The following is a 20,984-nucleotide window of genomic DNA, read 5'->3' as shown; positions in this document are numbered from 1 at the left end:
ATAATTTTAAAATTTACCCCTCCGACTTCATTCACATTCGGTTAACGATAGATTTCCTTGGATGTTTTGTAAGAAATGGAGTAATTTGAAAAAATAACGGAACCTTAAATTATGAAGCACGATATTTTAAACCTGTTAAAACGGGTACAGGCCATTGCAGATACGGGACTTGTATATGCCAAAGACGATTATGATATAGAGCGGTATGAGGAACTCCGCGACCTGAATATGGAGTTGTTTCGACGCTATACCGGGCACAGGGAAGAAGATATCCGGCCGATGTTTCCCCCTGTGAAGGAGTATCCCACGGCTAAAGTTGACGTACGTGGCCTGGTACTTTCACCGGAGAAGGAAGTATTATTGGTGCGGGAAAGTGCGGACGGGAAATGGGCATTGCCCGGTGGTTGGGCCGATATAGGTTTTACGGCATCGGAAACCATTGTAAAGGAATTTCAGGAAGAGACCGGACTGAATGTGAAGCCGGAAAGGTTACTGGCCGTAATGGATAAAAAGATGCATCCGCATCCGCCACAGCCTTTTTATGTGTATAAAATCGTATTTCACTGCACGGTGCTGTCGGGAGAGCTGGAGAAAAGTTTTGATGTACTGGATGTGGATTATTTTAAAATGGATGCACTTCCCGAACTTTCGGAAGACCGCATACTGAAAAGCCAGATAGAAATGCTGTACCGGAAGGTCATTTCCGGGGATACAGTTCCCTATTTTGATTGAAACGGGATAGCGTATTGAATTTAATCAAAAAAAGAGCGTAACATCCGGTGCTACGCTCTTTTTTCATATCAAATCTTGGTTAACTTACATGATGCCGCCACCTTCCTTGGTGTTGTCGTCCCTGTTTTTCCGTTGTACCTGCCTGTTTTTACCGCTTCCGAAACGATAAGACAATCCGAGGTATACGGAATTGCTCTCCCAGGTGAATTTCCCGGTCTGTACAAAAGGCCTTTCGCTGTCAAAAGCAAACCGCATGGTATTGAAGATGTCGTTGATGTTGAGACTCAGGGTTCCTTTGCCGTCGGCGAAAGCATAACGGGCCCCGGTATTGACAAAATACATGGACTTGGCGTCGAATTGCAGGGATTTGTTCCTGCCCCGGTAGAACCCGAAGACGGAAAGGGTCAGCTTTTTGGTCACCGTAAAGTTGTTGTTCATCCTGAAATTATAGGCCGTATTGTCCACTTCTACATATTCCGTGCCCACATACCCCTTTTGGGTCTGGGAAAACAGGTCGAAACTGGTGTTGAAATTCCACCATGTTAAAGGCTTGTAATTCCCGGATATTTCTATACCGTAGGAAGAGTTGTCGTCAAAATTGTCATAGGTGAGTATCAACTTGTTTTCATCCAGGGGGTCTACATACAGGGCATGGTTGATCTCGTCTTCTATCCTTCGGTAAAAAACGCCCCCGGTGATGCTCCCCTTGTCCAGTCGCCTGGTATAGTTGGCCTCTACGGAATTTGTAAACTGGGGCTCCAGGCTTTCGTTACCGAATTCCGATATCAACGGAGTGCTCCATTTGCGTATGGGGTTCACCTGGCCGATACCCGGACGGTCTACCCGGCGGCTGAAGCTTACCTGATACTGGTTCTTTTCTCCCGGCGAATACGTTACGTATGCTGAAGGGTATACCTGGGTATATTTGTCGGTAAACGCCCGGACCGCGTTGGTATCTGCCTTTACTTCTACATTTTCAACACGGGCGCCCACCTGGTATGACCATTTGTCGAAATTCTGTCCGAAGGTGGCATAAGCGGAATAGATGTCCATGCCATAGTCGAAAGCGGTGCTGGGGGTAGGAATCAGTTCGCCTTCGGCATCGAAGGACATTCCGGTGGAACTGAAATCCAGGTTGGTTTCAAAGAGCCGGGCTTCCGCACCCAGTTCCAGTTTGGATTTTTCAGACAAAGGGTTTACGTAGTCGAGGTTTACCGTGGTCTGCTCCCTTTCGGTATCGGTATTGTCTGTATAATCCGGGAACTGCGAAGGCCCCCTGAAGCGGTTATAGATAGTCTGATCGTCAGAAAAACGGTTGTGGTCCACTTCCAGTTCTATGTTGTGCCCTTCTTTGGCAAAATCCCGCTTGTAATCGAAATTGTATTGCTGGCTGTGGTTGGAGTTTTCATCGTTCATGGACTGGAAAAGATTGTTCGCTTCGTCATCATGATAGAAAATGTCCGTTCCGCCGGCATTCTTGCCGTCAAAGGTGTTCTGGTTGGTGAAGACGGAAATGGTGTTCTTATCGTTCAGGTAAAAATCCACACCTACCTTATAGATGTGCGACTTCCGGTTGTTGCGGAAAGAGAACTTCTGTTCGAGGTTTTCCTCGCTGCGGAAAAGCCTCCCGTTGTTGTTGTACTTGCCGATGTTATTGCCGTAGTTACCGTATATATTGAATTTTCCGTTGCGATAGTTGAGGTCAATAGACGAATTGAACTTGGCGTCTTCGGCTTCGGTAAGTCCGAGGTTGATATTCCCGTTAAAGCCGATATTGGCATTTTTATGCAATACGATATTGATAATTCCGCTCATCCCTTCCGGGTTGTACTTGGCAGACGGATTGGTGATGAGCTCGATCTTTTTGATAGAGGTGGACGGAATTTGTTTTAACAACTGTGCCACGGGTACGTTAGACAGTTTGCCGTCTACCATCACCCGCACGTTCTGGTTCCCGCGGAGGGAAAGGTTGCCGTCCTGGTCCACGTTTACCGAAGGAAGGTTGTTCATGATCTCCGAAGCCGTTGCGCCCGTAGTGGTAAGGTCTTTCCCTACATTGATGACCTTGCGGTCTATTTTCTGTTCTATGGTGGAGCGCTCGGCCACGACATCCACGCCTTCCAGTTCGGCCACGTTCTCTTCCAGGGCTATGGTGCCCAGGTTGACCTTGTGGCTCTTTGAAGGGATAGTGATCTCCCTGTGGTAGGTTTTGTAACCGATATACTGTACTTCAAAGACCAGTTGCCCGTCCGGCAGGCCCTTGAGTTCGAAGGTTCCGTCTTCCCGGGTAATGCCCCCGGTCAGTATTTCGTTGTCTTTGGCAGATCTGGCCACAACCGATGCATACGGAATAGGTTCCTGAAGGCTTTGGTCAATGACCTTGCCCGTGACGGTTCCGGATTTGGCAAAGGAAGTGGGTTCTGCAGATGCTTGTGCGCTTATTGCATAAGAAATGAGCAATGCACACCATGTGAAAAAGTGTCTCATTAGTTGATTCTTGTTTTTTGATTGATGATGATGCCAGCACCGTTTTTACTTCCGGTGTGTGCTAAAAAGACGAAGAAAGCGGGGAAGTGTTACAAAAGAAAGTTGTATTTAACAGTTTTTAACAATGGACGCGGGGCTTTTAAGTCCCGGAAAGGATAAGGGCGGCACGAGTCCGGAGACTCGCGCCAGATAAAGGCTTTTTAATTTGTAATTTTTTAGGGCTTCGCTTCAGAAAGGGATTATGAATACCGAACCGATGAATGTTGAATAACGAAGTTTTTTGATGGATCGACCTCATTTCAACATTCGTTATTCTGCATTCCGGAATAAATTATGTTGCCAATGTTCCTGTTAGGACATCTTCCTTCGTTAATAATGGGGGAGTTTTTATTTTTGGCAGGAGCCTATAATTCTCGTATATCAACTGCTAAAAAGGAAAGAAGAAGGTTTTGCAGTTTTCAATGATGTTTTATTCTGTTAAACTCAGTTTTTCAGGCCTTTTTCTATTTCTGCCCGGAGCCTTGGGATCACCTGCTCATCAAACCACGGGTTTTTGGCCCTCCATATGTTATTTCTCGGGGAAGGGTGGGGGAGTACAAAGTACCTGGGAAGGTATTCTTCGAAGTTTTTGACAGTTTCCGTTAAGGTCTTTTTGCGTTTTTCCCCTAAATAATATCCCTGGGCATAGGTGCCGATAAGGAGGGTAAGCTTTACTTCTTTCATCTGTTCCCATAAAGCATCATGCCAGAGCGGGGCACATTCTTTCCGCGGCGGCAGGTCGCCGGATTTCCCCTTGCCGGGATAACAGAACCCCATGGGGATCAGCGCTACATCTTCGGGATTGTAAAAGGTGTCCCGGCTTACCTGCATCCATTGCCTGAGGTTGTCACCGCTTTTGTCATCCCAGGGAATGCCGCTTTTGTGCACCACGCTGCCCGGGGCCTGCCCTATAACCACTATTTTACTCTTCGGGTGTGCGGCCAGCACCGGGTTGGGCCCTGATTCCAGGTGGGGGGCGCACACCTTGCAGTTTCTGATCTCTTTAAGTAATGGTTTCATATCGTTATTTATTTTTTCTGCTCACGCTGTTTTTCCCCGGTTGGGCCCTTTTTTTTACCGCGAACTCATAAACATCCAGGAAACGCCCGGCAATTTTACTCGGTTCCTGCTGAATGACCGTACCTCCCATTTTGTCATAAAACCCTTTGGCATGAGGGTCGGCCGAAAGGGAAACGGATTTGCCGTTTTTTTCCTTGATGTGTTTCAGGATATGCTCGAATATCCGTGTGCCGTATCCTTTCCGGACATCACCGGGTAATAGCCAGAAGTGCTCTACTTCCCAGTGATCCTTTCCCTTGTCTGCCAATGCGTAAAAACCGATAAAACCTTCTGCGCTTTCAACTTTTACTACTTCATTGCGGGTAATGTAATCCGGGGTTATTGTAAGTTCTTCCCGCCACAACGCCATAAGTCGGTCGGCATAGCCCCAGTATTGTTTGGAGCTCATGGCGGTCCGGGTCAGGAGTTCATGGTCTTCCGGTGTGGCTTTTATGTAAGTCAGGTTACGGGTCATTTTGATGTTGATGCTGAAGGTTGTCCATCATTTTAATAATGCGTTCTGCGCGGGCATCTTTTTGCCGGACTTCATATATCCATTGCAGCCATTGACGCTTCCGGTCTGTTCCCAGTTTCCGGAAGTTCTGATAAACCTCCGGAGGTTCATTTTTAAAACAGGCCATGATCTCTTCAGGGATTTCCAGGGGGGTATTCTGTGAAAAATCCACGGTTTTTTCTTCAGTAACGGGAGTTTCGGGATAGAGTTCGAGGTAAACATAATCGCCTTCGCCTTTACCGATCGCTTTTCGGATGGTTGCATTTACAGGCAGGAACAGGGTACCGTCTCCCCTGGGCATCAGGTTTTTTCCGTTCAACGGATGCTCGTCTATTTTTCCATATACCCGGAGCATTCCGAAATAGTGATCTTTTTTCTGTTTGATCCCGGGAATGGCCGCATACGTCCACCCGCCTTTTCCCGGGAATTTTTCCAGCAGACAGTTTCCGGCTATTATGGGACTGGGTGTCATAAATTGTGATTTTGCAGCTATAAAAATATGGATTCCTTCGGAATTCAATGTTATTTTCAGGTGAAGTTCCGTGAACTGCTGTATAACGCGTATAATGATAATGATGCGCCAATTCCGGCATTAAATAAATTCATCCTCTTGAGGGAAGGACTGAAAGTAGAAGGAAGTATCACCAAAAACTCCAAAACTCCCCAACTCCAAAACTCCAAAACTCCCGAACTCCGAAACTCCCCAACCCCCCCCAAAAAAAATTTTATCGTATCTTGTAAATACTGCAACCAAAAAATATTGAATACGAAAGTCATGGCAAAAAAGAATGAAGTGGTGGCCAGTAACGGCCTCGACGATTATTTTACACAGGTGATAAGCAATCGCCATGTGTTTTACGTAGACGAACCCGTTAAGGCGGGAGGAAAAGACAAAGAACCCTCACCAACCGACTATGTCCTCGGGGCCCTGGCCTCGTGTACGGCAATAACCATGCGTATGTATGCCCAGCGCAAGGAGTGGGATGTAGGGAAGATAAAAGTGCACGCAACCCTTTCGTCGGTAATGACCGGTGACGGGGTAAGGCAGAAAATATGGAAAGAGGTGGTCTTTGAAAAAGAACTCCCGAAAGCACAGGAAGACCGCCTGATAGAGATCGGCGAAAAATGCCCCGTAAGCCTCATGCTGAAACACAATGTGGAGATGACGCTCGAAAAAGTGGATCAACTGGATGAAGGCATTACAAAAGAATATACCAGGGAAGGTACCACTGTGGTCTGGAAACCCAACCGGTGTATCCATTCTGAAAAGTGCTGGCGCGGATTGTATTCGGTTTTTAATCCCAAAAAACATCCCTGGGTGAATATGGACGGGGCTCCGGTAGAAAAAATTGTGGAACAGGTGGGAAAATGTCCTTCGGGTGCATTATCCATTAAGGATGAGGTGTAGATCGCAGGCCGATCGTCCGGTTTTTTCCCGTCATTTCAACGTTCATATCACTAAATAGTATTCCGGAGTGAAAACTTCGGTTGCCGGTCATCTGCTCTCCATCTGAAAAATATAGTATATTTGTCCCTTTATAATCGCAACGAGCTGGTTTTTTGAAAGATATTTTTTGAATGGGAATTGTTAAACTTCACGATAAATTCTTTAAACCTTTTATCTCTTCGGAGGAAATTGACGGGACTGTCGAGCGCCTGGCAAAAGAGGTGTATGCCGACCTGGAAGGCGAAGTCCCCTTGTTTGTGGCCATACTCAACGGTGCCTTCATGCTGGCGGCTGATTTTTTAAAGAAATACCCGGGCGACTGTGAAATATCTTTTGTTAAATTAGCATCATACAGCGGAACGGCATCTACGGGACAGGTAGAGCAACTCGTTGGGCTCAATGAGAATCCGGAGGGAAGGACCGTTGTAGTACTGGAAGATATTGTGGATACGGGGAATACCCTGGTGGAAATACACCGCATTTTTTCGGGCATGAATGTAAAAAGCCTGAAGATCGCAACCCTGTTCTATAAACCCGAAGCATATAAACAGCAGTTGAATATAGATTACATAGGGATGGAACTCCCCCATAAGTTTATCGTAGGCTACGGACTGGACTACGACGGACTGGGAAGAAATCTGCCCGAAATATATCAATTAAAAGAAAAAGACATGATAAATTTAGTGCTCTTTGGAAAACCCGGAGCGGGAAAAGGAACGCAGGCAGCTTATTTAAAGGAAAAATACAGCCTGGTACACATTTCCACAGGAGAAGTGTTCCGGTATAATATTAAAAATGAAACTGAACTGGGCAAACTGGCCAAAACCTATATCGACGGGGGAGAGCTGGTGCCCGATGAGGTGACCATAAACATGCTGCAGGCGGAAGTGGAGAAGAATGAAGATGCTCACGGATTTATTTTTGACGGTTTCCCGAGAACTACTGCCCAGGCGGAAGCCCTCGACGAACTGTTGCACGGCAGAGGTATGGAAGTAAACGCTACCATTGCCCTGGAAGCCGATGACGAAGTGTTGATAGAACGCTTGCTGGAAAGGGGAAAAGTAAGCGGAAGGAGTGATGACCAGGATAAGGAAAAAATACGGAACCGTTTTGAGGAATACAATGAAAAGACGGCGCCCCTGATGAATTATTACAAGGATCAGGGTAAATTTTACAGCGTTGACGGCATTGGTTCCATCGAAGAGATCACCACACGTCTTTCCCGGGTCATCGAAAGCCTGGAAGTGGTGAGCAGTAAATAAATGTGGAGATTCACGGCCGTGAACCTCTATTTGCCGGGAATATTCCATTCCTTTGAACATTGGCCTGAAAACAGAGAAACCGAATTGATAATCTTGTCCGCGACAACACGTATGTCACAGGACGATTATCGCATACAAACCATAGCAACCAGAAGATGACGGAGGGGAATTTTGTAGATTATGTAAAGGTACACGTGTCCTCGGGGAACGGAGGCAAGGGCTCTGCTCACCTGCGACGGGAAAAGTACGTGCCCAAGGGAGGACCCGACGGGGGAGATGGCGGCCGTGGCGGGCATATTATTGTCCGGGGAAATAAAAACCTCTGGACACTTTTTCATTTTAAATTCAAAAAACACTTCCGGGCCGGTCACGGGGAACACGGTAGCAAAAGCCGGAGTACCGGTGCCGACGGAGAGGATGTTTATATGGATGTTCCCCTGGGTACTGTGGTCCGGGATACGGATACGGGCCAAGTTCTGTTCGAGATCGCGGAAGACGGGGAAGAAAAAATTGTGATAGAGGGCGGCAAAGGCGGTTTGGGCAACTGGCATTTCAAATCGTCAACGAATCAAACGCCCCGTTATGCACAACCCGGAATTGAAGGGAGTGAAAGGAAGATCACCCTTGAAATGAAGGTCCTGGCCGATGTGGGGCTTGTGGGCTTTCCCAATGCAGGCAAGTCTACCCTGCTGTCTGTTATTACCGCGGCAAAACCCAAAATAGCCGATTATGAATTTACTACGCTGAAACCCAATCTGGGTATAGTGCAGCACCGCGATTTTCAGACCTTTGTTATGGCGGATATCCCGGGGATTATTGAGGGAGCAGCCGAAGGGAAGGGCCTGGGGCATTATTTTTTAAGGCATATTGAAAGGAACTCCACCTTGCTGTTTCTCATACCTGCCGACAGCAAGGATATTAAAAAGGAATATGATATCCTGCTGGATGAGCTTCGCCGTTATAACCCGGAAATGCTCGACAAGGACCGCCTTATTGCAATTTCCAAATCCGATATGCTGGATGAGGAGCTGAAAGCGGAAATGCAGGATGAACTGAAGGATAGCTTTAAAGGTGGGCCGTATATGTTCATATCTTCCGTAGCGCAACAGGGCTTACAGGAATTAAAGGACAAGCTCTGGGAAATGTTGAATAAGGAAGAGAACACCTGAATTTTAGGGTACGTAAATTAAAAGACCCCGGGCTTGCCATAAGTCAACCTCCCGGGGATACACTTTCCCCGCTTGGGGCATTGGTGCTCCGGAAATAGAAAGAATCCGGCTGCTAACAACTGTTTTTTCCGTTTTGTTTAAGCGTATGAGAATGGATAATTTTCCGTAAATTTGGGAAAAGCGGTGTATTATGAGACTTCTCGGTATTTTCTTCGTATCTGTTCTTTTGACGGCCTGTTCTACGGCCAAGATCGATTATGACCGCAGTACGGATTTTTCTTCGTACAGGACGTTCAATTTTTATCCGGAGATGAATTCCGGTCTGAACCAGCTCGATGAAAAACGGGTTATTGCCCAGACCGAAGCTTTGCTCACAGGCAGGGGTTTTGTGAAGTCTGATACTCCGGATATGTATATCAATATCTTTACAAGGCAATACGATACGCCGTACCGCAGTTCTGTTGGTATTGGTGTGGGGAGCGGAGGACGTCACGGCGGATTTGGTATTTCGGGCGGTATCCCGATACGGATCAATTCGACCACACAGGAGGTCACTTTTGACCTTATCGATGCCGAAAGGGATGAGCTTTTCTGGCAGGGGATTTATGAAGCCAGGACGGGGAACAACAGCAGTCCCGGGGCCAGAGAGCAGATGTACCGGAAAGTGGTGGAGAAAGTATTTGCAAAATATCCTCCGGGCCGGAAATAAGAAAACAGGGATTTGAATTGATACAAAAAATCCCCTGCGGTGTTTTGCAGGGGATTTTAAAAACCAATTAACTAACTAAACTAACTCAACCTAAGTTATGAAATCTCAATCACCTTTCGGGGTTTCGGTAATGCTTCTTCGCGCTTTGGAAGGGTAAGCTTAAGGATACCGTTCTCATAAGCGGCGTTGATGTCTTCTTCATTGATACTGTCCGGCAGGTTAAATGACCTACGGAAAGCGAAATGACGAAATTCCCTTCGGGTATATTTGTCGTTATCTTCTTTCTTCTCTTCCTTGTGTTCGGAAGAAATGGTCAGTACCCTGTCGTCTACTTCAATATTAAAATCTTCTTTGCTTTTTCCCGGAACTGCCAGTTCCAGTGTAAAGTCTTTGTCGGTTTCCTTAATGTTCACGGCGGGAACGTGTTGTGTGTTAAGGTTTTGTATTCCGCCTAACCAATCCGGTTTCAGGAATTCATCAAAGATGGAAGGAAACCAAACGTCGTTATTTCTTTTTACGAGACTCATAGTGCTATTGTTTTTAAGGTTCAACATTTTTTTCTTTTGTTTTCACCTTACTTATAACAAATTGGGTTCCATTTCGGGAAACAGGACATTTTGGCATTAAGTAACGGTAATTTAGTGTCAAAATGGCACTTTAGTTGTAATATGTTTTAAAAATGCGGATAAGCACATCCGGGGGAACTACCTTATTGGGGTATTGGTGCATAATTTCCAGCACCTTGTTTGTGGCGAGGGGATTGAGTCCCATGCGAATGCCCAGGTCCTTGATTTTTTCGGTTTCTTCGGGAGAGGAGGACTGGTCTGCATTCATTAATAACACGAGACGGTGGAATTGCAGGATACGTTCGGATTCGGGTTTTAGCTGAACCTGTTCCACTTTTCTGGTGAAGAGGCTGTCGAGGGTCGTTTTTTCGATGCCCAGTTGTTCGGCAACGGTGCGCAGAAAACGGTATTCTATGTCTTTGACCTTTCCGTCGGTCCGGGCCAGGGCGATCATATCGGCCAGCAGGCTCAGCTTTTCTTTTTGGGTGTTCATGGATCGGGATTGCAATAGGTTGTATATATAAAACAAAAACTCCCGGAAATTATTTTCCCGGGAGCCCTGATTTTATGATTTATTTTGATGCGGTCCTGAAAAGACTTAGCTCAAAACCTCTTTTACCTTGTCCGCAGCTTCCTGGAACTGTACGGCCGAGTGCACCGCAAGTCCGGAATTGTCGATAAGTTCCTTGGCAATTTCCGCGTTCGTACCCTGAAGGCGAACGATGATGGGTACCTGTATGGCGTCTCCCATGTTCTTGTATGCGTCTACAATACCCTGAGCCACACGGTCGCAACGAACAATACCACCGAAAATATTGATGAGGATGGCTTTTACGTTCGGGTCTTTAAGGATAATACGGAAAGCGGTTTCCACACGTTTGGCATCGGCAGTTCCCCCTACGTCGAGGAAGTTTGCAGGTTCGCCGCCGGCTTGTTTGATAAGGTCCATGGTGGCCATGGCCAGTCCGGCACCGTTTACCATACAACCCACATTACCGTCGAGGTCAACATAATTGAGCCCTACGGCCTTGGCTTCCACCTCAATGGGGTTTTCTTCACGGAGGTCACGCATTTCTGCATAATCCTTATGGCGGAACAATGCGTTATCGTCCAGCGAAACCTTGGCATCTACTGCCATGATCTTGTTATCGGAAGTTTTTAATACCGGGTTGATTTCAAACAGGGAAGCATCGGCCTTGGTGTAGGCTGTGTAGAGTGCGCTTGCGAATTTTACCATTTCCTTGAAGGCATTACCGCTGAGCCCGAGGTTGAAGGCTATTCTCCTGGCCTGGAAGGGCAGCAGCCCCACAGACGGGTCCACTTCCTCGGTAAAGATGAGGTGCGGGGTCTTTTCGGCCACTTCCTCAATGTCCATACCGCCTTCGGTAGAGTACATGATCATGTTCTTTCCTTTGGCACGATTCAGAAGTACTGACATATAGAATTCGGATGTTTCACTGTCTCCCGGGTAATACACATCTTCAGCTACCAGTACCTGGTGTACCTTTTTACCCTCTGCGGTAGTCTGGGGGGTTACCAGGTTCATACCTATGATTTGTTCTGCAAGGTCCTCTACCTGTTTCAGGTCTTTGGCCAGTTTTACACCGCCGCCTTTACCGCGGCCTCCTGCGTGTACCTGGGCCTTGATAACATGCCATCCGGTCCCTGTTTCCTGAGTGAGTTGCTTGGCAGCAGTAACAGCTTCCTGCGGGTTGTGGGCAACAATACCACGTTGTACCCTCACGCCGAAACTGGCCAGTATTTCTTTTCCCTGATATTCGTGTAAATTCATAACAAAGGTTTCAATTAAATGAGTGACAAAAATAGCAAACCTGGCATAATTACACCAGCTTAAACTTATTTTTTTGAATTGACCGGAAAATTGCTGTATTTTGCTTTTTGACAAGTAAAATATTGATCTTCAGTCGCAAATATACTTGATGATAAAATGTTTTTTGCGGCCGACGGTTTCGGGTAGTTGAAATGTGATTTTTAAAACAAAATGTTCGTTTTTTATGTGTTGATCAGGTTTTTTTCCGGGGAATGGACCTAATAGCTTATATTTGTGGGCTTAAACAGTGGAAATCGAACACTAACACTATAATTTAGGATATGAACAATCAGGACTTATTGCAAATAGCCAGGGAAGTTGGAAACCCGGTTTACGTGTATGATGCGGAGAAGATCATATCGCAGTATCAACGGCTGACCGGGGCTTTCAGTAAGGTGAAAAACCTGAAACTGAATTATGCGGTCAAGGCGCTTTCCAACATTTCCGTATTAAAATTACTGAACCGCCTGGGAAGCGGACTGGACACGGTTTCCCTACAGGAGGTGCGGCTGGGATTACTGGCCGGATTTAAACCGGAAGATATCATATTTACCCCCAATGGCGTTTCTCTCGAAGAAATAGAAGAAGTGGCCGCGCTGGGCGTACAGATCAATATAGACAACCTTTCCATCCTGGAGCAGTTTGGCACCAAACATGCCGATGTGCCTGTATGTATCCGCGTTAACCCCCATGTCATGGCAGGGGGGAATACCAATATTTCCGTCGGTCATATCGATTCGAAATTTGGTATAAGTGTACACCAGATACCGCATCTTTTGCGCATTGTGGAAAATACCAATATGCGCATCAACGGTATTCACATGCATACCGGGAGTGATATTCTGGATATTGAAGTGTTCCTCCATGCTTCGGAAATATTGTTTGAAACCGCCAAACAATTCAAGGACCTCGATTTTATCGATTTCGGAAGTGGTTTCAAGGTGCCTTATAAGGAAGGGGACATTGAGACCAATGTGGAAGAATTGGGCAAAAAACTCACCAAAAGGTTTAATGATTTCTGCAAGGAATACGGTAAAGACCTTACCCTGGCTTTTGAACCGGGCAAGTTCCTTGTGAGTGAAGCCGGATATTTCCTGGCGAGGGTCAACGTGGTAAAACAGACGACCTCCACGGTTTTTGCCGGAGTGGATACCGGGTTCAATCATTTGATCCGGCCCATGTTCTACGGGGCACGTCACGAGATCGTCAATATCTCCAATCCCGACGGCAGGGACCGTTTTTATTCGGTAGTGGGCTATATCTGCGAAACAGATACCTTTGCCAATAACCGCAGGATCGCACAGATCACGGAAGGCGACATCCTGTGTTTTAAAAATGCGGGGGCGTATTGCTTTACCATGGCGAGCAATTACAATTCGCGTTACAGGCCTGCCGAGGTATTGTGGTATAATGGCGAGGCCCATATCATAAGAAAAAGGGAAAGCTTTGAAGACCTGGTACGAAACCAGGTGGAGGTGGATGTGCTGCTCCCCGAAGGCAAAAAAGAAAAAGAGGAAGCAGTAACAGTAAAAGACTAAAGCATATAAAAAACGTGAGTCCGGTTTGTCCGGCTACCTGATTTAATACTGTCAGGAGCGCAGTCGAGATGTCTTTTTGGAGACCACTTGGACCAAGAACCTCTCAACTGCGCTCAAAGTGACAGCTATATCTTCATTTTTACTAAAGAACGGACTCTTTTCAACGCATATTTAAAAAGACTTTTTGTGTCTTTGACAGACTTGTTTTAGCGTTATTTCCTGTCTAAATATTAAAGTTTACATACACTGAAAACCTGTTTTTTACCACTACTTTCCCGTTGTTCAGGTTCTGTGTGATCGGGATCATGCCCGTAATACCCAGCGACCATTTTTTGTAGGCGGTTTCCAGGCCCCATTTTCCGAAAAAAACATCACCCCTGGTATCTGCCACGGGCTGACCGTACTGTTCGTTCTCCCCGAATACTTCACCGGCGACCCCTACAAGAGGGGTGAGTGCAAAACTGTCTGACAACGCAAAGGGACGATAGGCATGTATACCGTAGTTCAGTTGGTCCCCGAAATGATAATGGTCGGAGTTTTCGGTTTTGAAAGTATAATTTATCATGGCTCCTGCACCCCAGTTCTGTAAAATGATACCGTAGTCTGCGGCTATGATATAGTCCCAGCTCCCCGTACCGGCCTGAAAGCTGGGGTTGACACTTCCTTCGTTATTGGCTTTGTCGAATTTTCCCGTAGGCAGCTTTATACCGCCCCCTACATGAAGGGTGTGCCGGAATTCTGTTGCGCTTCCCGTACTGTCCGAAGGCTTTATCAGCCGGTAAAATCCCAGTAGTGTCATGTCTCCCATACCGTTGAGGTCCTGTTCGGATTTGTCGGCAAAGGTACGGTGGTGAAAATGATAGGGTATCATGGCATGGATCACTACACGTTTGCCCACGGGAATTCTCCCCCAGGCCTGGAGCGTATTGAAATTCTCGTCCACCCAGGGCGAATTGTTAAAAATGCCGTCCCTGGAACGATAGCGTTGGGAAATATACCGTAGCCCCGCAAAATTTTTGTCAAGTCCGGTACCGTATCCCATGCTGCCCCCGTTGCCGCTGCATCCGCAGACATCGCACATAAAAGCTGCGTTGGTGCTGCGGATCGCTGTTGTGAATGGTGCAGGAAGGCTGTCTGACACGGTGGTAGCCCCGGCGTTAATGGTGAAGACCAGGCCCGTGATTGTTAGCAATAAAGCCCGGAAGGATTTCGAAACAGAAGATATTCCGGTCATCAATGTCAGCTTCGGTTTTTCGCTCATTGGATATTTAATATTCTGCAAATCGTTCATCGTTCAAATAGGTGTTATCTGTTAATGTATTTAAAAAGGTGAGCAGGGCGGATTTTTCCCCGGTTGTCAGCGGAATGCCCGGGGTATCTCCCTGCTTCAGCAGCGGGTCCAGTGTCGGTGATTCCCTTATACCGTTGCCGTAAAAATCGAGTACGGATTCCAGGCTTCCGAAACGTCCGTCGTGCATGTAAGGGGCGGTGATCGCCACATTGCGGAGGCTCGGCACCTTGAACTTGTACTTGTCGGCCTCGCTGCCGCTCACTTCCATCCTGCCGATGTCGTTGAGGGCAGGGTTGGGGGGAAGGCCGTTGTTCCGGAAGGAATTGTCCGTAAACAGGTCCGTAGCATGACAGCCTGTACATTTTTGACGGAATATTTCCAGACCGCGTTTTTCTTCTTCCGTAAAAGTACCGCCCGGTTCACCCCGCACGTATTTGTCGTATCCGGAATTGGAGGAGACCATCATCACCATGAACTGCGACAGGGCCCTGAAGAAATTTTTGTTGTTGACTTCGCCGCCTTCAAAAGCTTCTGCAAAAAGTCTCCGGTATTCTTTATCCGCCCTTATTTTGCTGATGACGTTAGTGACCGTTTCACCCATTTCCACTTCACTGGTGATAGGAATAATAGGGAAAAGGTCCAGGTGAGAGGTTGCTCCGTCCCAGGCAAATTCCGTCATAAAGGCTGCATTTTGTATGGGCGGGGTGTTCCGCGTCCCCTCCAGGTCGTCTATGCCATGACTGAACTGATGACCGTGATGGGTGAAGGCAAAACGCTGTTCGTGACAAAATCCGCACGAAATAAATCCGTTGGCAGAGAGCCTGCCGTCGTAAAACAGTTTTTTACCGAGTTCGAACCCTTTTTCCGTAGGGGGATTTGCGGTAATGTCGTACTGTACCTCCGGGAAATTGGAGGGCACGGTAAATTCCAGCGGTTCGTTAATGGCCTCGTATTCATCATTGCCGGAACTACAGGCCATTGCTGTAATACTGCCAAACAAGATCAGTAGTTTTTTCATCATTATGGTTTTTAGGGGAAAGCCGGGGATTTTTTTAATGCCCCGGCCTTCCTGTTTTTTAATGATGATCTCCCGAACCGTTATGTACGTGGTCTACCGAAAACATCTCCGTGGCGTTTTCGGCAATTTTCGGGGATTTCTCCTCGCTGATCATAATAACGGCCTGTTCGGAAAGGAGGATGGTATTTGAACCGTTCAGGACCTTGCCGGCATCTGCGGCAAGATGGATCAGCGGGCTCATTTCGTTACTTACGATGGCCCGGGTGCTGAGGTCCAGGGTCACTTCCCGGTAATTGTCAAGACCGGAACCGTGACTGCCCATATGAATTTTGAATGCTGCAGGTTCAGTTACGGAAGCAGAGGTGAAGTGGCCTTCGAAATTCAGGAACTTATAACCGGCCTGCCAGGACCACATCATTTCTTCTTCCTCGGCTTCGGTGAGAAAATCACCCTGACCTTCGGCGCCCTGCAGGTATTTTTCCCGGTCAACGCCTATGCCGAAATGCAGCGTAATGTAATTTCCGGCCGGAATACCGGTGAGGGTGATTTCGGTTTTTCCGCTTTCTTCGCTGATCACAAAATAGCTGTCGTCCTTGGGATAAACAAAAGTATTTCCACGGTCGTCCGTAAGCGTGAAATTGCTGACAATGTAGTTAAAACGGTCAATGTTCAGGGTCTCCCCGTTGGAATTGGTGTATGTGGAAGTATGGAGAATGAGGTCGTCCCCGTTCACGCCGTTGTCAAATTCGATGGAAACCTGTCCTTCCCCGCTAAGTGAAGCATTGTCATCATCTGAAGAACAGGAAACATGGGAAATGGCTATAAGGCCCAATAAGAATGGTCTGAATATATGAAATTGCATTATCGTAAATTTTTGGTTTGAAAAATAAATGATGTGTTCTCCTTGTCGTAACGGAAGAACGATGTTGTTTGCCAGGTATTTACGATAAGCTGATGGGAGGTTTCAGGAGCTCATATACAAATAAGAACGAATAGCTGTTATGATAGGGGTAAGCGGTATTTTCCCCGTCCGTAAGAATAGTGGGCGGGATGACCGGAACATCATTTTTCTTCACGTAAAGTAACGGAAGTTCTGTTATTTTCGGAAGGCTTGTGCTTTTGCTGTCATCACTTTTCCTGACCTCTTTTGCAATGGCGCCCATCAGGTAACACTTTCCGTCGCAATGCAATTCCGGCTGTTCCTTGTTTACACACAGCACATTCACGATATAGTCATAGTTGGCCGCGTATTCCAGCACAGGGAACAGCGGCCTCAGACATATCAGGAGAGCCAGTATGACCAGGGTGTGTTTCAAAAAGACGGGATAAAGACTGTTAAGTTACTTTTTTTCCAGAAGTCTTTCGGCCTTTTCAATACTTCGGTTGATGAGGTCCCGAAGATCGGATACCTCGGCTTTTTCGGTTTTGAGAAGGGTGATCTTTTCTGCGATCTCTTCCGTGCTCTTGTCTTTCAGTGGAGCGTCTTCATACGGAAATTTTTCGCTGAAGTCCTTCATCCAGTCCATCATGGCCGTATGTGATTTTTTGAGGCCTTCTGCAGCTTCGTGATAAGCAACTGCAGTAGTGTCCGTTTCCTTTTTCAGTCGTTGTCCCAGGGTGTTCAGTTTTCCCATTTTGGGCATGACCTCGTCGTGAACAACGATGACTTCGTCATACAGCGAACGGAACTCCTGTGCCTCCTTTGATGGTTTTGTGGTGCATGCGGCGAATATTGCAACTGCCAGGACGGACAGCGCAGAAAAATTGAAAAATTTCATTGCAAAAAATATTTTATTTGAACTCGAAATACATAAAACACGGCCTTTTCCGGGAAACCGGAAGGCAACGAGGGTTAATCGACGATTTAAAGCAATGAAATCGGAGGTTTGAAAGGGTTTTCCCCGAAAAGGGAAGTGTAATGTTCAGGAGAATGATAAGTGTTAGCGGTTTGCGGTGCATAAACAAAACGCGCCGGAGTATGTTCTTCCGTGTTCTGGAAATAGAGCAGTTGGGATTCGAATTTTGCTATCGGTTTGTCCCTGTGGTCGTCTTCGGCCTCTGCCTTAACTGCGCTCATCAGGTAGCATTTGCCGTAGCATTGCATTTCCGGTTTTTCTTTGTTTATGCAAAGTACCTTGCTGATATAGTCATAATTGGCCGCGTATTCCAGGAAAGGATATGCGGGTTTCAGACAAATGACAAGGGCCAGTATGAGAAAACCGTGTTTCACACGGCAAAAGTAAATAATTGCTATATTTTTATACAGCTTGTTTGTGTTAAAATAATATGGAGCCGGAAATTTTGGGTTTTCGGCATACCCGGTCTTTGTGTTGCGACCTGGCCATCAAATTATTTCGTTCGTTTTTAACTGCTGATCTGCCGGGTAATCTCATAAAGGGCTATTCCCGTGGCCTGTACTACGTTCATGCTGCTGTTATTGCCGAACATCTCTATGTGTACACAGTGATCTGAAGCACGAATCGCGTCGGGAGAAACCCCCAGGCTTTCATTGCCGGCTACAAGGGCGATTTTTGAAAAAGCTGAAAAATCGAAATGGTGCAGGGCCGTACTTTGCGCTGTTATTTCCAGTGAAACGATGATAAACCCTTCATCTTTTAAGCGGGTTATGATCTCCGTCGTGTTTTTGTTGTATGAGGATGAAACCCGTTTATCGGCAGAACGGGCGGTCTTTTTCATTCGCGGGGAGAATTCCGGCGGACGGTTTCCGCAAAATAGAATTTCCCGGATACCGAAGGCTTCAGCGATACGGAAGAGTCCGCCGATATTGGCCGGCCCCGTTACCGTATCGCAAACCAGGATAAGGGGAAATTCTTTCTTTTGAAATAAAGTGTTGTGATGGGTAAGTTGCATACGGTTAATTCTCAAAGACAAACTGGACGATATTAGCCCCCATTTGCAAGGCTTTCCGGCGTACCTCCCCAGGGTCGTGGTGGACTTCCGGGTCTTCCCAGCCGTCACCGAGATCGGTTTCGTAGGTGTACAGTAGTACCAGCCGGCCTTTGTGAAAATATCCGTAAGCCTGCGGAGGCTTGTTGTCGTGTTCGTGTATTTTGGGCAGTCCGTCCGGAAACCGGAATTTCTGTTGAAATATGGGGTGGTTGGCCGGAAGTTCCGTCCATTCCTTGTCCGGGAAGATCTTGGGTAATTCTTTTTCGAGATAGGGCTTCATGCCGTAATTGTCGTCAATGTGCAGGAAACCGCCGGAAAGGAGGTAGGTGCGGAGGTTTTTGGCCTCTTCTTCCGAGAAAAAGACATTGCCGTGCCCGGTCATGTGCAGGAAGGGATACTGGAAAATATCCATACTGCCGGCTTCCACGGTCTGGGGTTTTTCGTTGATGCTGGTGCCCAGTTCCCGGTTGCAGAACCGTATGAGGTTGGGCACGGAAGTAGGGTTGGCATACCAGTCGCCCCCGCCGCCGTATTTCAGTACGGCGATATCCTGGGCGTTGAGACAGTGGCCCAGGGTAAAAAAGAAAAGAAGGATGAGGAGGATTTTGTTCATTTTTTTCTTAATAATCCTGTTTCCGTATAGAGACGCACGGCCGTGCGTCTTTACGGGGTTATGTTTTCTGGTTTGTCAATGCAACGGTATGACAGGCCACTATGGCTGCCGTTTCTGTCCGTAGCCGGGTATTCCCCAAAGATACGGGAATATATGCTTTGTCCAGGGCCAGTGCGATTTCTTTCTCCGAAAAGTCGCCTTCCGGACCTATGAGAATGGTTACTTTTTGTCCGGGGATGATTTTTTGCTGCAGGAAGAACCGTTCTTTTTCTTCTTCACAATGCGCTATGAACATTTGTCCCTGCCTTTCCTCCTGCAAAAATTCGTGTAGCGGTACAGCCGGGTTCAGTTTCGGTAAATAGGCCGAAAGCGACTGCTTCATGGCCGATTGGATGATCTTTTCCAGTCTTTCGGGTTTTATTTTTGTTCTTTCGGAATGAGAACAGATCACCGGGGTGATTTCGTCAACACCTATTTCAGTGGCCTTTTCCAGGAACCATTCGTAGCGGTCGTTCATCTTGGTCGGGGCAACGGCCAGGTGCAGGGAATAATCTCTTGGCGGCTGTTGCGTTTTTTCCGTGATTTTTGCCGTACAGTGTTTAATATCGGCCAGGGTGATCTCGGCTTCGAATATCCGGCCGTTCCCGTTGGTGAGGTGTATATGGTCACCTTCCTTTTTCCGCAGGACTTTTACAATATGCCTGCTTTCGTCCCGGTCAAAGGAGAACCGGGTGTCTTCCACGGAAATATCCGGATTGTAAAATAGGTTCATGGGCGCAAACTGTGCTGGTTTTTGCGAATATATAAATTATTGCCCCAACTCGGCAGACTGCCCGCGGCTATTCGATCTTTTTCATGAAAAAAGACTGTTCCAGTGTAGCCTTGCCGATAGTCACTGTCCCTGTTTTTAGTGTTTCAAACCCGGCATCGCGAATTATTTTTTGTGCCGTGTCTCTTGTTTTCCATGTTTTTACGACCAACGCATCGTGCTTTCGCTGCCGGGCGATCTGTTCCGCACGCTCCAGCAGTTCGGGGAGGCCTTTTCCCCCGGTGTTATGAATGACTTTGTGAAAAAGAAGCGGTTTGGAGCTTTCTTCCGGTTTTTCCTCTTCCGGCAGCAATGAGATCAGTTCTGCCGATGCCAGGGCGATATCGCCCTCGAAGGCCATTAACATCTGTTTCGAGAAATCGTTGTGGCTTTTTATAAACGGCTCCGGCTCATAAACCCGGTCCAGGTGCGATTCGATATCGGCATATTCCGGGTGGTCCCCGAAAAGTTCCCGGTATTGCGCCCTGGTATTCTCTATGATCCAGGCGGCGTGATCTTCGGTGAGAACTACATATTTAACTGTGATTTCCATAGTATCGTATTTTAAAGGTGTTAAGCCCCGGTCCGGCCAGTTATTTTCTTTTTCCGGAACATATATATCCAGATGGTGCGGGACATACGAAAATTGAAAGTGCTGGATACAACGGCGGTAAAGGCAATTATAAAAAATGCAGGTAAATTTCCAAGCCCCAGCAGGAATTTAACAAAAAGAAGTATTACGATCATTTCGGCAATGGTAAGTGCATAGCTTACATACATGGCTCCGAAAAAATAACCCGGCTCCCGCGAAAAGGTGTACCGGCAGTTTTTGCATTTCGGGTGCATCCTCGGCATGCGAAAAAGGAAGGGGTTGCCGCGGGTATCGAAAATGTCTCCTTTTTCACAATTTGGACATTTTCCACGGATGATGTTAAGGATATCAAACATAGCTTTGTTTTATTTTATATGCAAAGTTGTATATAAAACAAAG

At 46.9% G+C, this 20,984-nt stretch carries 24 protein-coding genes; 6 read left to right on the top strand and 18 right to left on the bottom strand.

Annotated elements, in window-relative coordinates:
* Window positions 1-111 precede the first annotated feature (111 nt).
* Window positions 112-732, top strand: a complete 621-nt coding sequence (locus LS482_RS03500) for an NUDIX hydrolase (RefSeq protein ID WP_233030369.1) — start codon at window positions 112-114, stop codon at window positions 730-732.
* An 84-nt stretch (window positions 733-816) separates the two neighbouring features.
* Here LS482_RS03500 and LS482_RS03495 read toward each other — a convergent pair whose 3' ends face one another.
* The 4 genes from LS482_RS03495 to LS482_RS03480 all read right to left on the bottom strand — a co-directional run bounded on the left by LS482_RS03495 (window position 817) and on the right by LS482_RS03480 (window position 5,303).
* Window positions 817-3,219, bottom strand: coding sequence for a TonB-dependent receptor (locus LS482_RS03495; RefSeq protein WP_233030368.1), 2,403 nt, complete (start codon window positions 3,217-3,219; stop codon window positions 817-819).
* A 483-nt stretch (window positions 3,220-3,702) separates the two neighbouring features.
* Complete coding sequence (locus LS482_RS03490; protein ID WP_233030367.1) at window positions 3,703-4,278, bottom strand: uracil-DNA glycosylase family protein; 576 nt, start codon at window positions 4,276-4,278, stop codon at window positions 3,703-3,705.
* A gap of 4 nt (window positions 4,279-4,282) precedes the next feature.
* Entirely contained in the window at window positions 4,283-4,792 is a 510-nt protein-coding gene (locus tag LS482_RS03485; RefSeq protein ID WP_233030366.1) for a GNAT family N-acetyltransferase, read from the bottom strand.
* The gene (locus LS482_RS03480; protein ID WP_233030365.1) at window positions 4,782-5,303 is read right to left on the bottom strand and encodes a YdeI/OmpD-associated family protein; all 522 of its coding nucleotides are present in this window, start codon (window positions 5,301-5,303) and stop codon (window positions 4,782-4,784) included. Before LS482_RS03480 ends, LS482_RS03485 begins: the two co-directional genes overlap by 11 nt.
* A gap of 303 nt (window positions 5,304-5,606) precedes the next feature.
* Here LS482_RS03480 and LS482_RS03475 point away from each other — a divergent pair, with 303 nt between their 5' ends.
* The 4 genes from LS482_RS03475 to LS482_RS03460 all read left to right on the top strand — a co-directional run bounded on the left by LS482_RS03475 (window position 5,607) and on the right by LS482_RS03460 (window position 9,418).
* Window positions 5,607-6,239 carry a (4Fe-4S)-binding protein gene (locus LS482_RS03475; protein WP_233030364.1) on the top strand — a complete coding sequence of 211 codons (633 nt, stop codon included), beginning with the start codon at window positions 5,607-5,609 and terminating at the stop codon, window positions 6,237-6,239.
* A 170-nt stretch (window positions 6,240-6,409) separates the two neighbouring features.
* On the top strand, window positions 6,410-7,540 hold the full coding sequence (locus LS482_RS03470; RefSeq protein ID WP_233030363.1) for an adenylate kinase: 1,131 nt from the start codon (window positions 6,410-6,412) through the stop codon (window positions 7,538-7,540).
* Between the two features lie 155 nt (window positions 7,541-7,695).
* A complete protein-coding gene (gene obgE / locus LS482_RS03465; protein ID WP_233030362.1) occupies window positions 7,696-8,709 on the top strand; it encodes a GTPase ObgE in 1,014 nt (337 codons plus the stop codon).
* A gap of 190 nt (window positions 8,710-8,899) precedes the next feature.
* Window positions 8,900-9,418 carry a DUF4136 domain-containing protein gene (locus tag LS482_RS03460; RefSeq protein ID WP_233030361.1) on the top strand — a complete coding sequence of 173 codons (519 nt, stop codon included), beginning with the start codon at window positions 8,900-8,902 and terminating at the stop codon, window positions 9,416-9,418.
* Window positions 9,419-9,513: 95 nt separating this feature from the next.
* Here LS482_RS03460 and LS482_RS03455 read toward each other — a convergent pair whose 3' ends face one another.
* From LS482_RS03455 to sucC, 3 genes are all read right to left on the bottom strand, one after another.
* Window positions 9,514-9,945, bottom strand: a complete 432-nt coding sequence (locus tag LS482_RS03455; protein ID WP_233030360.1) for an Hsp20/alpha crystallin family protein — start codon at window positions 9,943-9,945, stop codon at window positions 9,514-9,516.
* A gap of 130 nt (window positions 9,946-10,075) precedes the next feature.
* Window positions 10,076-10,477, bottom strand: a complete 402-nt coding sequence (locus LS482_RS03450) for a TerB family tellurite resistance protein (RefSeq protein WP_233030359.1) — start codon at window positions 10,475-10,477, stop codon at window positions 10,076-10,078.
* A gap of 105 nt (window positions 10,478-10,582) precedes the next feature.
* Window positions 10,583-11,776, bottom strand: a complete 1,194-nt coding sequence (gene sucC, locus LS482_RS03445) for an ADP-forming succinate--CoA ligase subunit beta (protein ID WP_233030358.1) — start codon at window positions 11,774-11,776, stop codon at window positions 10,583-10,585.
* A 320-nt stretch (window positions 11,777-12,096) separates the two neighbouring features.
* On the opposite strand from sucC, the gene lysA reads away from it, so the two are divergent.
* Window positions 12,097-13,353, top strand: a complete 1,257-nt coding sequence (gene lysA, locus LS482_RS03440) for a diaminopimelate decarboxylase (RefSeq protein WP_233030357.1) — start codon at window positions 12,097-12,099, stop codon at window positions 13,351-13,353.
* Between the two features lie 223 nt (window positions 13,354-13,576).
* On the opposite strand, the gene LS482_RS03435 is transcribed toward lysA, so the two are convergent.
* The 11 genes from LS482_RS03435 to LS482_RS03385 all read right to left on the bottom strand — a co-directional run bounded on the left by LS482_RS03435 (window position 13,577) and on the right by LS482_RS03385 (window position 20,941).
* On the bottom strand, window positions 13,577-14,614 hold the full coding sequence (locus tag LS482_RS03435; protein WP_233030356.1) for a transporter family protein: 1,038 nt from the start codon (window positions 14,612-14,614) through the stop codon (window positions 13,577-13,579).
* A gap of 7 nt (window positions 14,615-14,621) precedes the next feature.
* On the bottom strand, window positions 14,622-15,665 hold the full coding sequence (locus LS482_RS03430; protein WP_437441007.1) for a cytochrome-c peroxidase: 1,044 nt from the start codon (window positions 15,663-15,665) through the stop codon (window positions 14,622-14,624).
* 55 nt (window positions 15,666-15,720) lie between these two features.
* On the bottom strand, window positions 15,721-16,524 hold the full coding sequence (locus tag LS482_RS03425; RefSeq protein ID WP_233030355.1) for an MbnP family protein: 804 nt from the start codon (window positions 16,522-16,524) through the stop codon (window positions 15,721-15,723).
* A 79-nt stretch (window positions 16,525-16,603) separates the two neighbouring features.
* Window positions 16,604-16,978 carry a hypothetical protein gene (locus tag LS482_RS03420; protein ID WP_233030354.1) on the bottom strand — a complete coding sequence of 125 codons (375 nt, stop codon included), beginning with the start codon at window positions 16,976-16,978 and terminating at the stop codon, window positions 16,604-16,606.
* Window positions 16,979-17,002: 24 nt separating this feature from the next.
* Window positions 17,003-17,440, bottom strand: coding sequence for a hypothetical protein (locus tag LS482_RS03415; RefSeq protein ID WP_233030353.1), 438 nt, complete (start codon window positions 17,438-17,440; stop codon window positions 17,003-17,005).
* An 86-nt stretch (window positions 17,441-17,526) separates the two neighbouring features.
* Window positions 17,527-17,892 carry a hypothetical protein gene (locus LS482_RS03410; RefSeq protein WP_233030352.1) on the bottom strand — a complete coding sequence of 122 codons (366 nt, stop codon included), beginning with the start codon at window positions 17,890-17,892 and terminating at the stop codon, window positions 17,527-17,529.
* A gap of 134 nt (window positions 17,893-18,026) precedes the next feature.
* Window positions 18,027-18,533: a TrmH family RNA methyltransferase gene (locus LS482_RS03405; RefSeq protein ID WP_233030351.1), complete on the bottom strand. Its 507-nt coding sequence runs from the start codon at window positions 18,531-18,533 to the stop codon at window positions 18,027-18,029.
* Window positions 18,534-18,537: 4 nt separating this feature from the next.
* Window positions 18,538-19,185, bottom strand: coding sequence for a DUF4159 domain-containing protein (locus LS482_RS03400; protein ID WP_233030350.1), 648 nt, complete (start codon window positions 19,183-19,185; stop codon window positions 18,538-18,540).
* Window positions 19,186-19,243: 58 nt separating this feature from the next.
* Window positions 19,244-19,957 carry a 16S rRNA (uracil(1498)-N(3))-methyltransferase gene (locus tag LS482_RS03395; RefSeq protein WP_233030349.1) on the bottom strand — a complete coding sequence of 238 codons (714 nt, stop codon included), beginning with the start codon at window positions 19,955-19,957 and terminating at the stop codon, window positions 19,244-19,246.
* Between the two features lie 67 nt (window positions 19,958-20,024).
* Window positions 20,025-20,546 (bottom strand): hypothetical protein, encoded by a 522-nt coding sequence (locus tag LS482_RS03390; RefSeq protein ID WP_233030348.1) that lies wholly within the window; start codon window positions 20,544-20,546, stop codon window positions 20,025-20,027.
* 20 nt (window positions 20,547-20,566) lie between these two features.
* Window positions 20,567-20,941 carry a DUF983 domain-containing protein gene (locus LS482_RS03385; protein WP_233030347.1) on the bottom strand — a complete coding sequence of 125 codons (375 nt, stop codon included), beginning with the start codon at window positions 20,939-20,941 and terminating at the stop codon, window positions 20,567-20,569.
* Between the last annotated feature and the right edge of the window lie 43 nt (window positions 20,942-20,984).

The sequence above is a fragment of the Sinomicrobium kalidii genome (assembly GCF_021183825.1).
In the GTDB taxonomy this organism is placed as follows: Bacteria; Bacteroidota; Bacteroidia; order Flavobacteriales; family Flavobacteriaceae; genus Sinomicrobium; species Sinomicrobium kalidii.
Note: the sequence above shows the minus strand (reverse complement) of the source record. Positions and strands in the feature narration are given on the sequence as shown.

Excerpts from the sequence above, each read along its gene's own strand:
- LS482_RS03490 (WP_233030367.1), bottom strand. The coding sequence starts at position 4,278 with ATGAAACCATTACTTAAAGAGATCAGAAACTGCAAGGTGTGCGCCCCC.
- obgE (WP_233030362.1), top strand. The coding sequence starts at position 7,696 with ATGACGGAGGGGAATTTTGTAGATTATGTAAAGGTACACGTGTCCTCG.
- LS482_RS03460 (WP_233030361.1), top strand. The coding sequence starts at position 8,900 with ATGAGACTTCTCGGTATTTTCTTCGTATCTGTTCTTTTGACGGCCTGT.
- LS482_RS03480 (WP_233030365.1), bottom strand. The coding sequence starts at position 5,303 with ATGACACCCAGTCCCATAATAGCCGGAAACTGTCTGCTGGAAAAATTC.
- LS482_RS03495 (WP_233030368.1), bottom strand. The coding sequence starts at position 3,219 with ATGAGACACTTTTTCACATGGTGTGCATTGCTCATTTCTTATGCAATA.
- LS482_RS03435 (WP_233030356.1), bottom strand. The coding sequence starts at position 14,614 with ATGAGCGAAAAACCGAAGCTGACATTGATGACCGGAATATCTTCTGTT.
- LS482_RS03405 (WP_233030351.1), bottom strand. The coding sequence starts at position 18,533 with ATGCAACTTACCCATCACAACACTTTATTTCAAAAGAAAGAATTTCCC.
- LS482_RS03455 (WP_233030360.1), bottom strand. The coding sequence starts at position 9,945 with ATGAGTCTCGTAAAAAGAAATAACGACGTTTGGTTTCCTTCCATCTTT.
- LS482_RS03500 (WP_233030369.1), top strand. The coding sequence starts at position 112 with ATGAAGCACGATATTTTAAACCTGTTAAAACGGGTACAGGCCATTGCA.
- LS482_RS03425 (WP_233030355.1), bottom strand. The coding sequence starts at position 16,524 with ATGCAATTTCATATATTCAGACCATTCTTATTGGGCCTTATAGCCATT.
- LS482_RS03450 (WP_233030359.1), bottom strand. The coding sequence starts at position 10,477 with ATGAACACCCAAAAAGAAAAGCTGAGCCTGCTGGCCGATATGATCGCC.
- LS482_RS03415 (WP_233030353.1), bottom strand. The coding sequence starts at position 17,440 with ATGAAATTTTTCAATTTTTCTGCGCTGTCCGTCCTGGCAGTTGCAATA.
- LS482_RS03390 (WP_233030348.1), bottom strand. The coding sequence starts at position 20,546 with ATGGAAATCACAGTTAAATATGTAGTTCTCACCGAAGATCACGCCGCC.
- LS482_RS03400 (WP_233030350.1), bottom strand. The coding sequence starts at position 19,185 with ATGAACAAAATCCTCCTCATCCTTCTTTTCTTTTTTACCCTGGGCCAC.
- LS482_RS03475 (WP_233030364.1), top strand. The coding sequence starts at position 5,607 with ATGGCAAAAAAGAATGAAGTGGTGGCCAGTAACGGCCTCGACGATTAT.
- LS482_RS03430 (WP_437441007.1), bottom strand. The coding sequence starts at position 15,665 with ATGATGAAAAAACTACTGATCTTGTTTGGCAGTATTACAGCAATGGCC.
- LS482_RS03470 (WP_233030363.1), top strand. The coding sequence starts at position 6,410 with ATGGGAATTGTTAAACTTCACGATAAATTCTTTAAACCTTTTATCTCT.
- sucC (WP_233030358.1), bottom strand. The coding sequence starts at position 11,776 with ATGAATTTACACGAATATCAGGGAAAAGAAATACTGGCCAGTTTCGGC.
- LS482_RS03395 (WP_233030349.1), bottom strand. The coding sequence starts at position 19,957 with ATGAACCTATTTTACAATCCGGATATTTCCGTGGAAGACACCCGGTTC.
- LS482_RS03485 (WP_233030366.1), bottom strand. The coding sequence starts at position 4,792 with ATGACCCGTAACCTGACTTACATAAAAGCCACACCGGAAGACCATGAA.
- LS482_RS03385 (WP_233030347.1), bottom strand. The coding sequence starts at position 20,941 with ATGTTTGATATCCTTAACATCATCCGTGGAAAATGTCCAAATTGTGAA.
- lysA (WP_233030357.1), top strand. The coding sequence starts at position 12,097 with ATGAACAATCAGGACTTATTGCAAATAGCCAGGGAAGTTGGAAACCCG.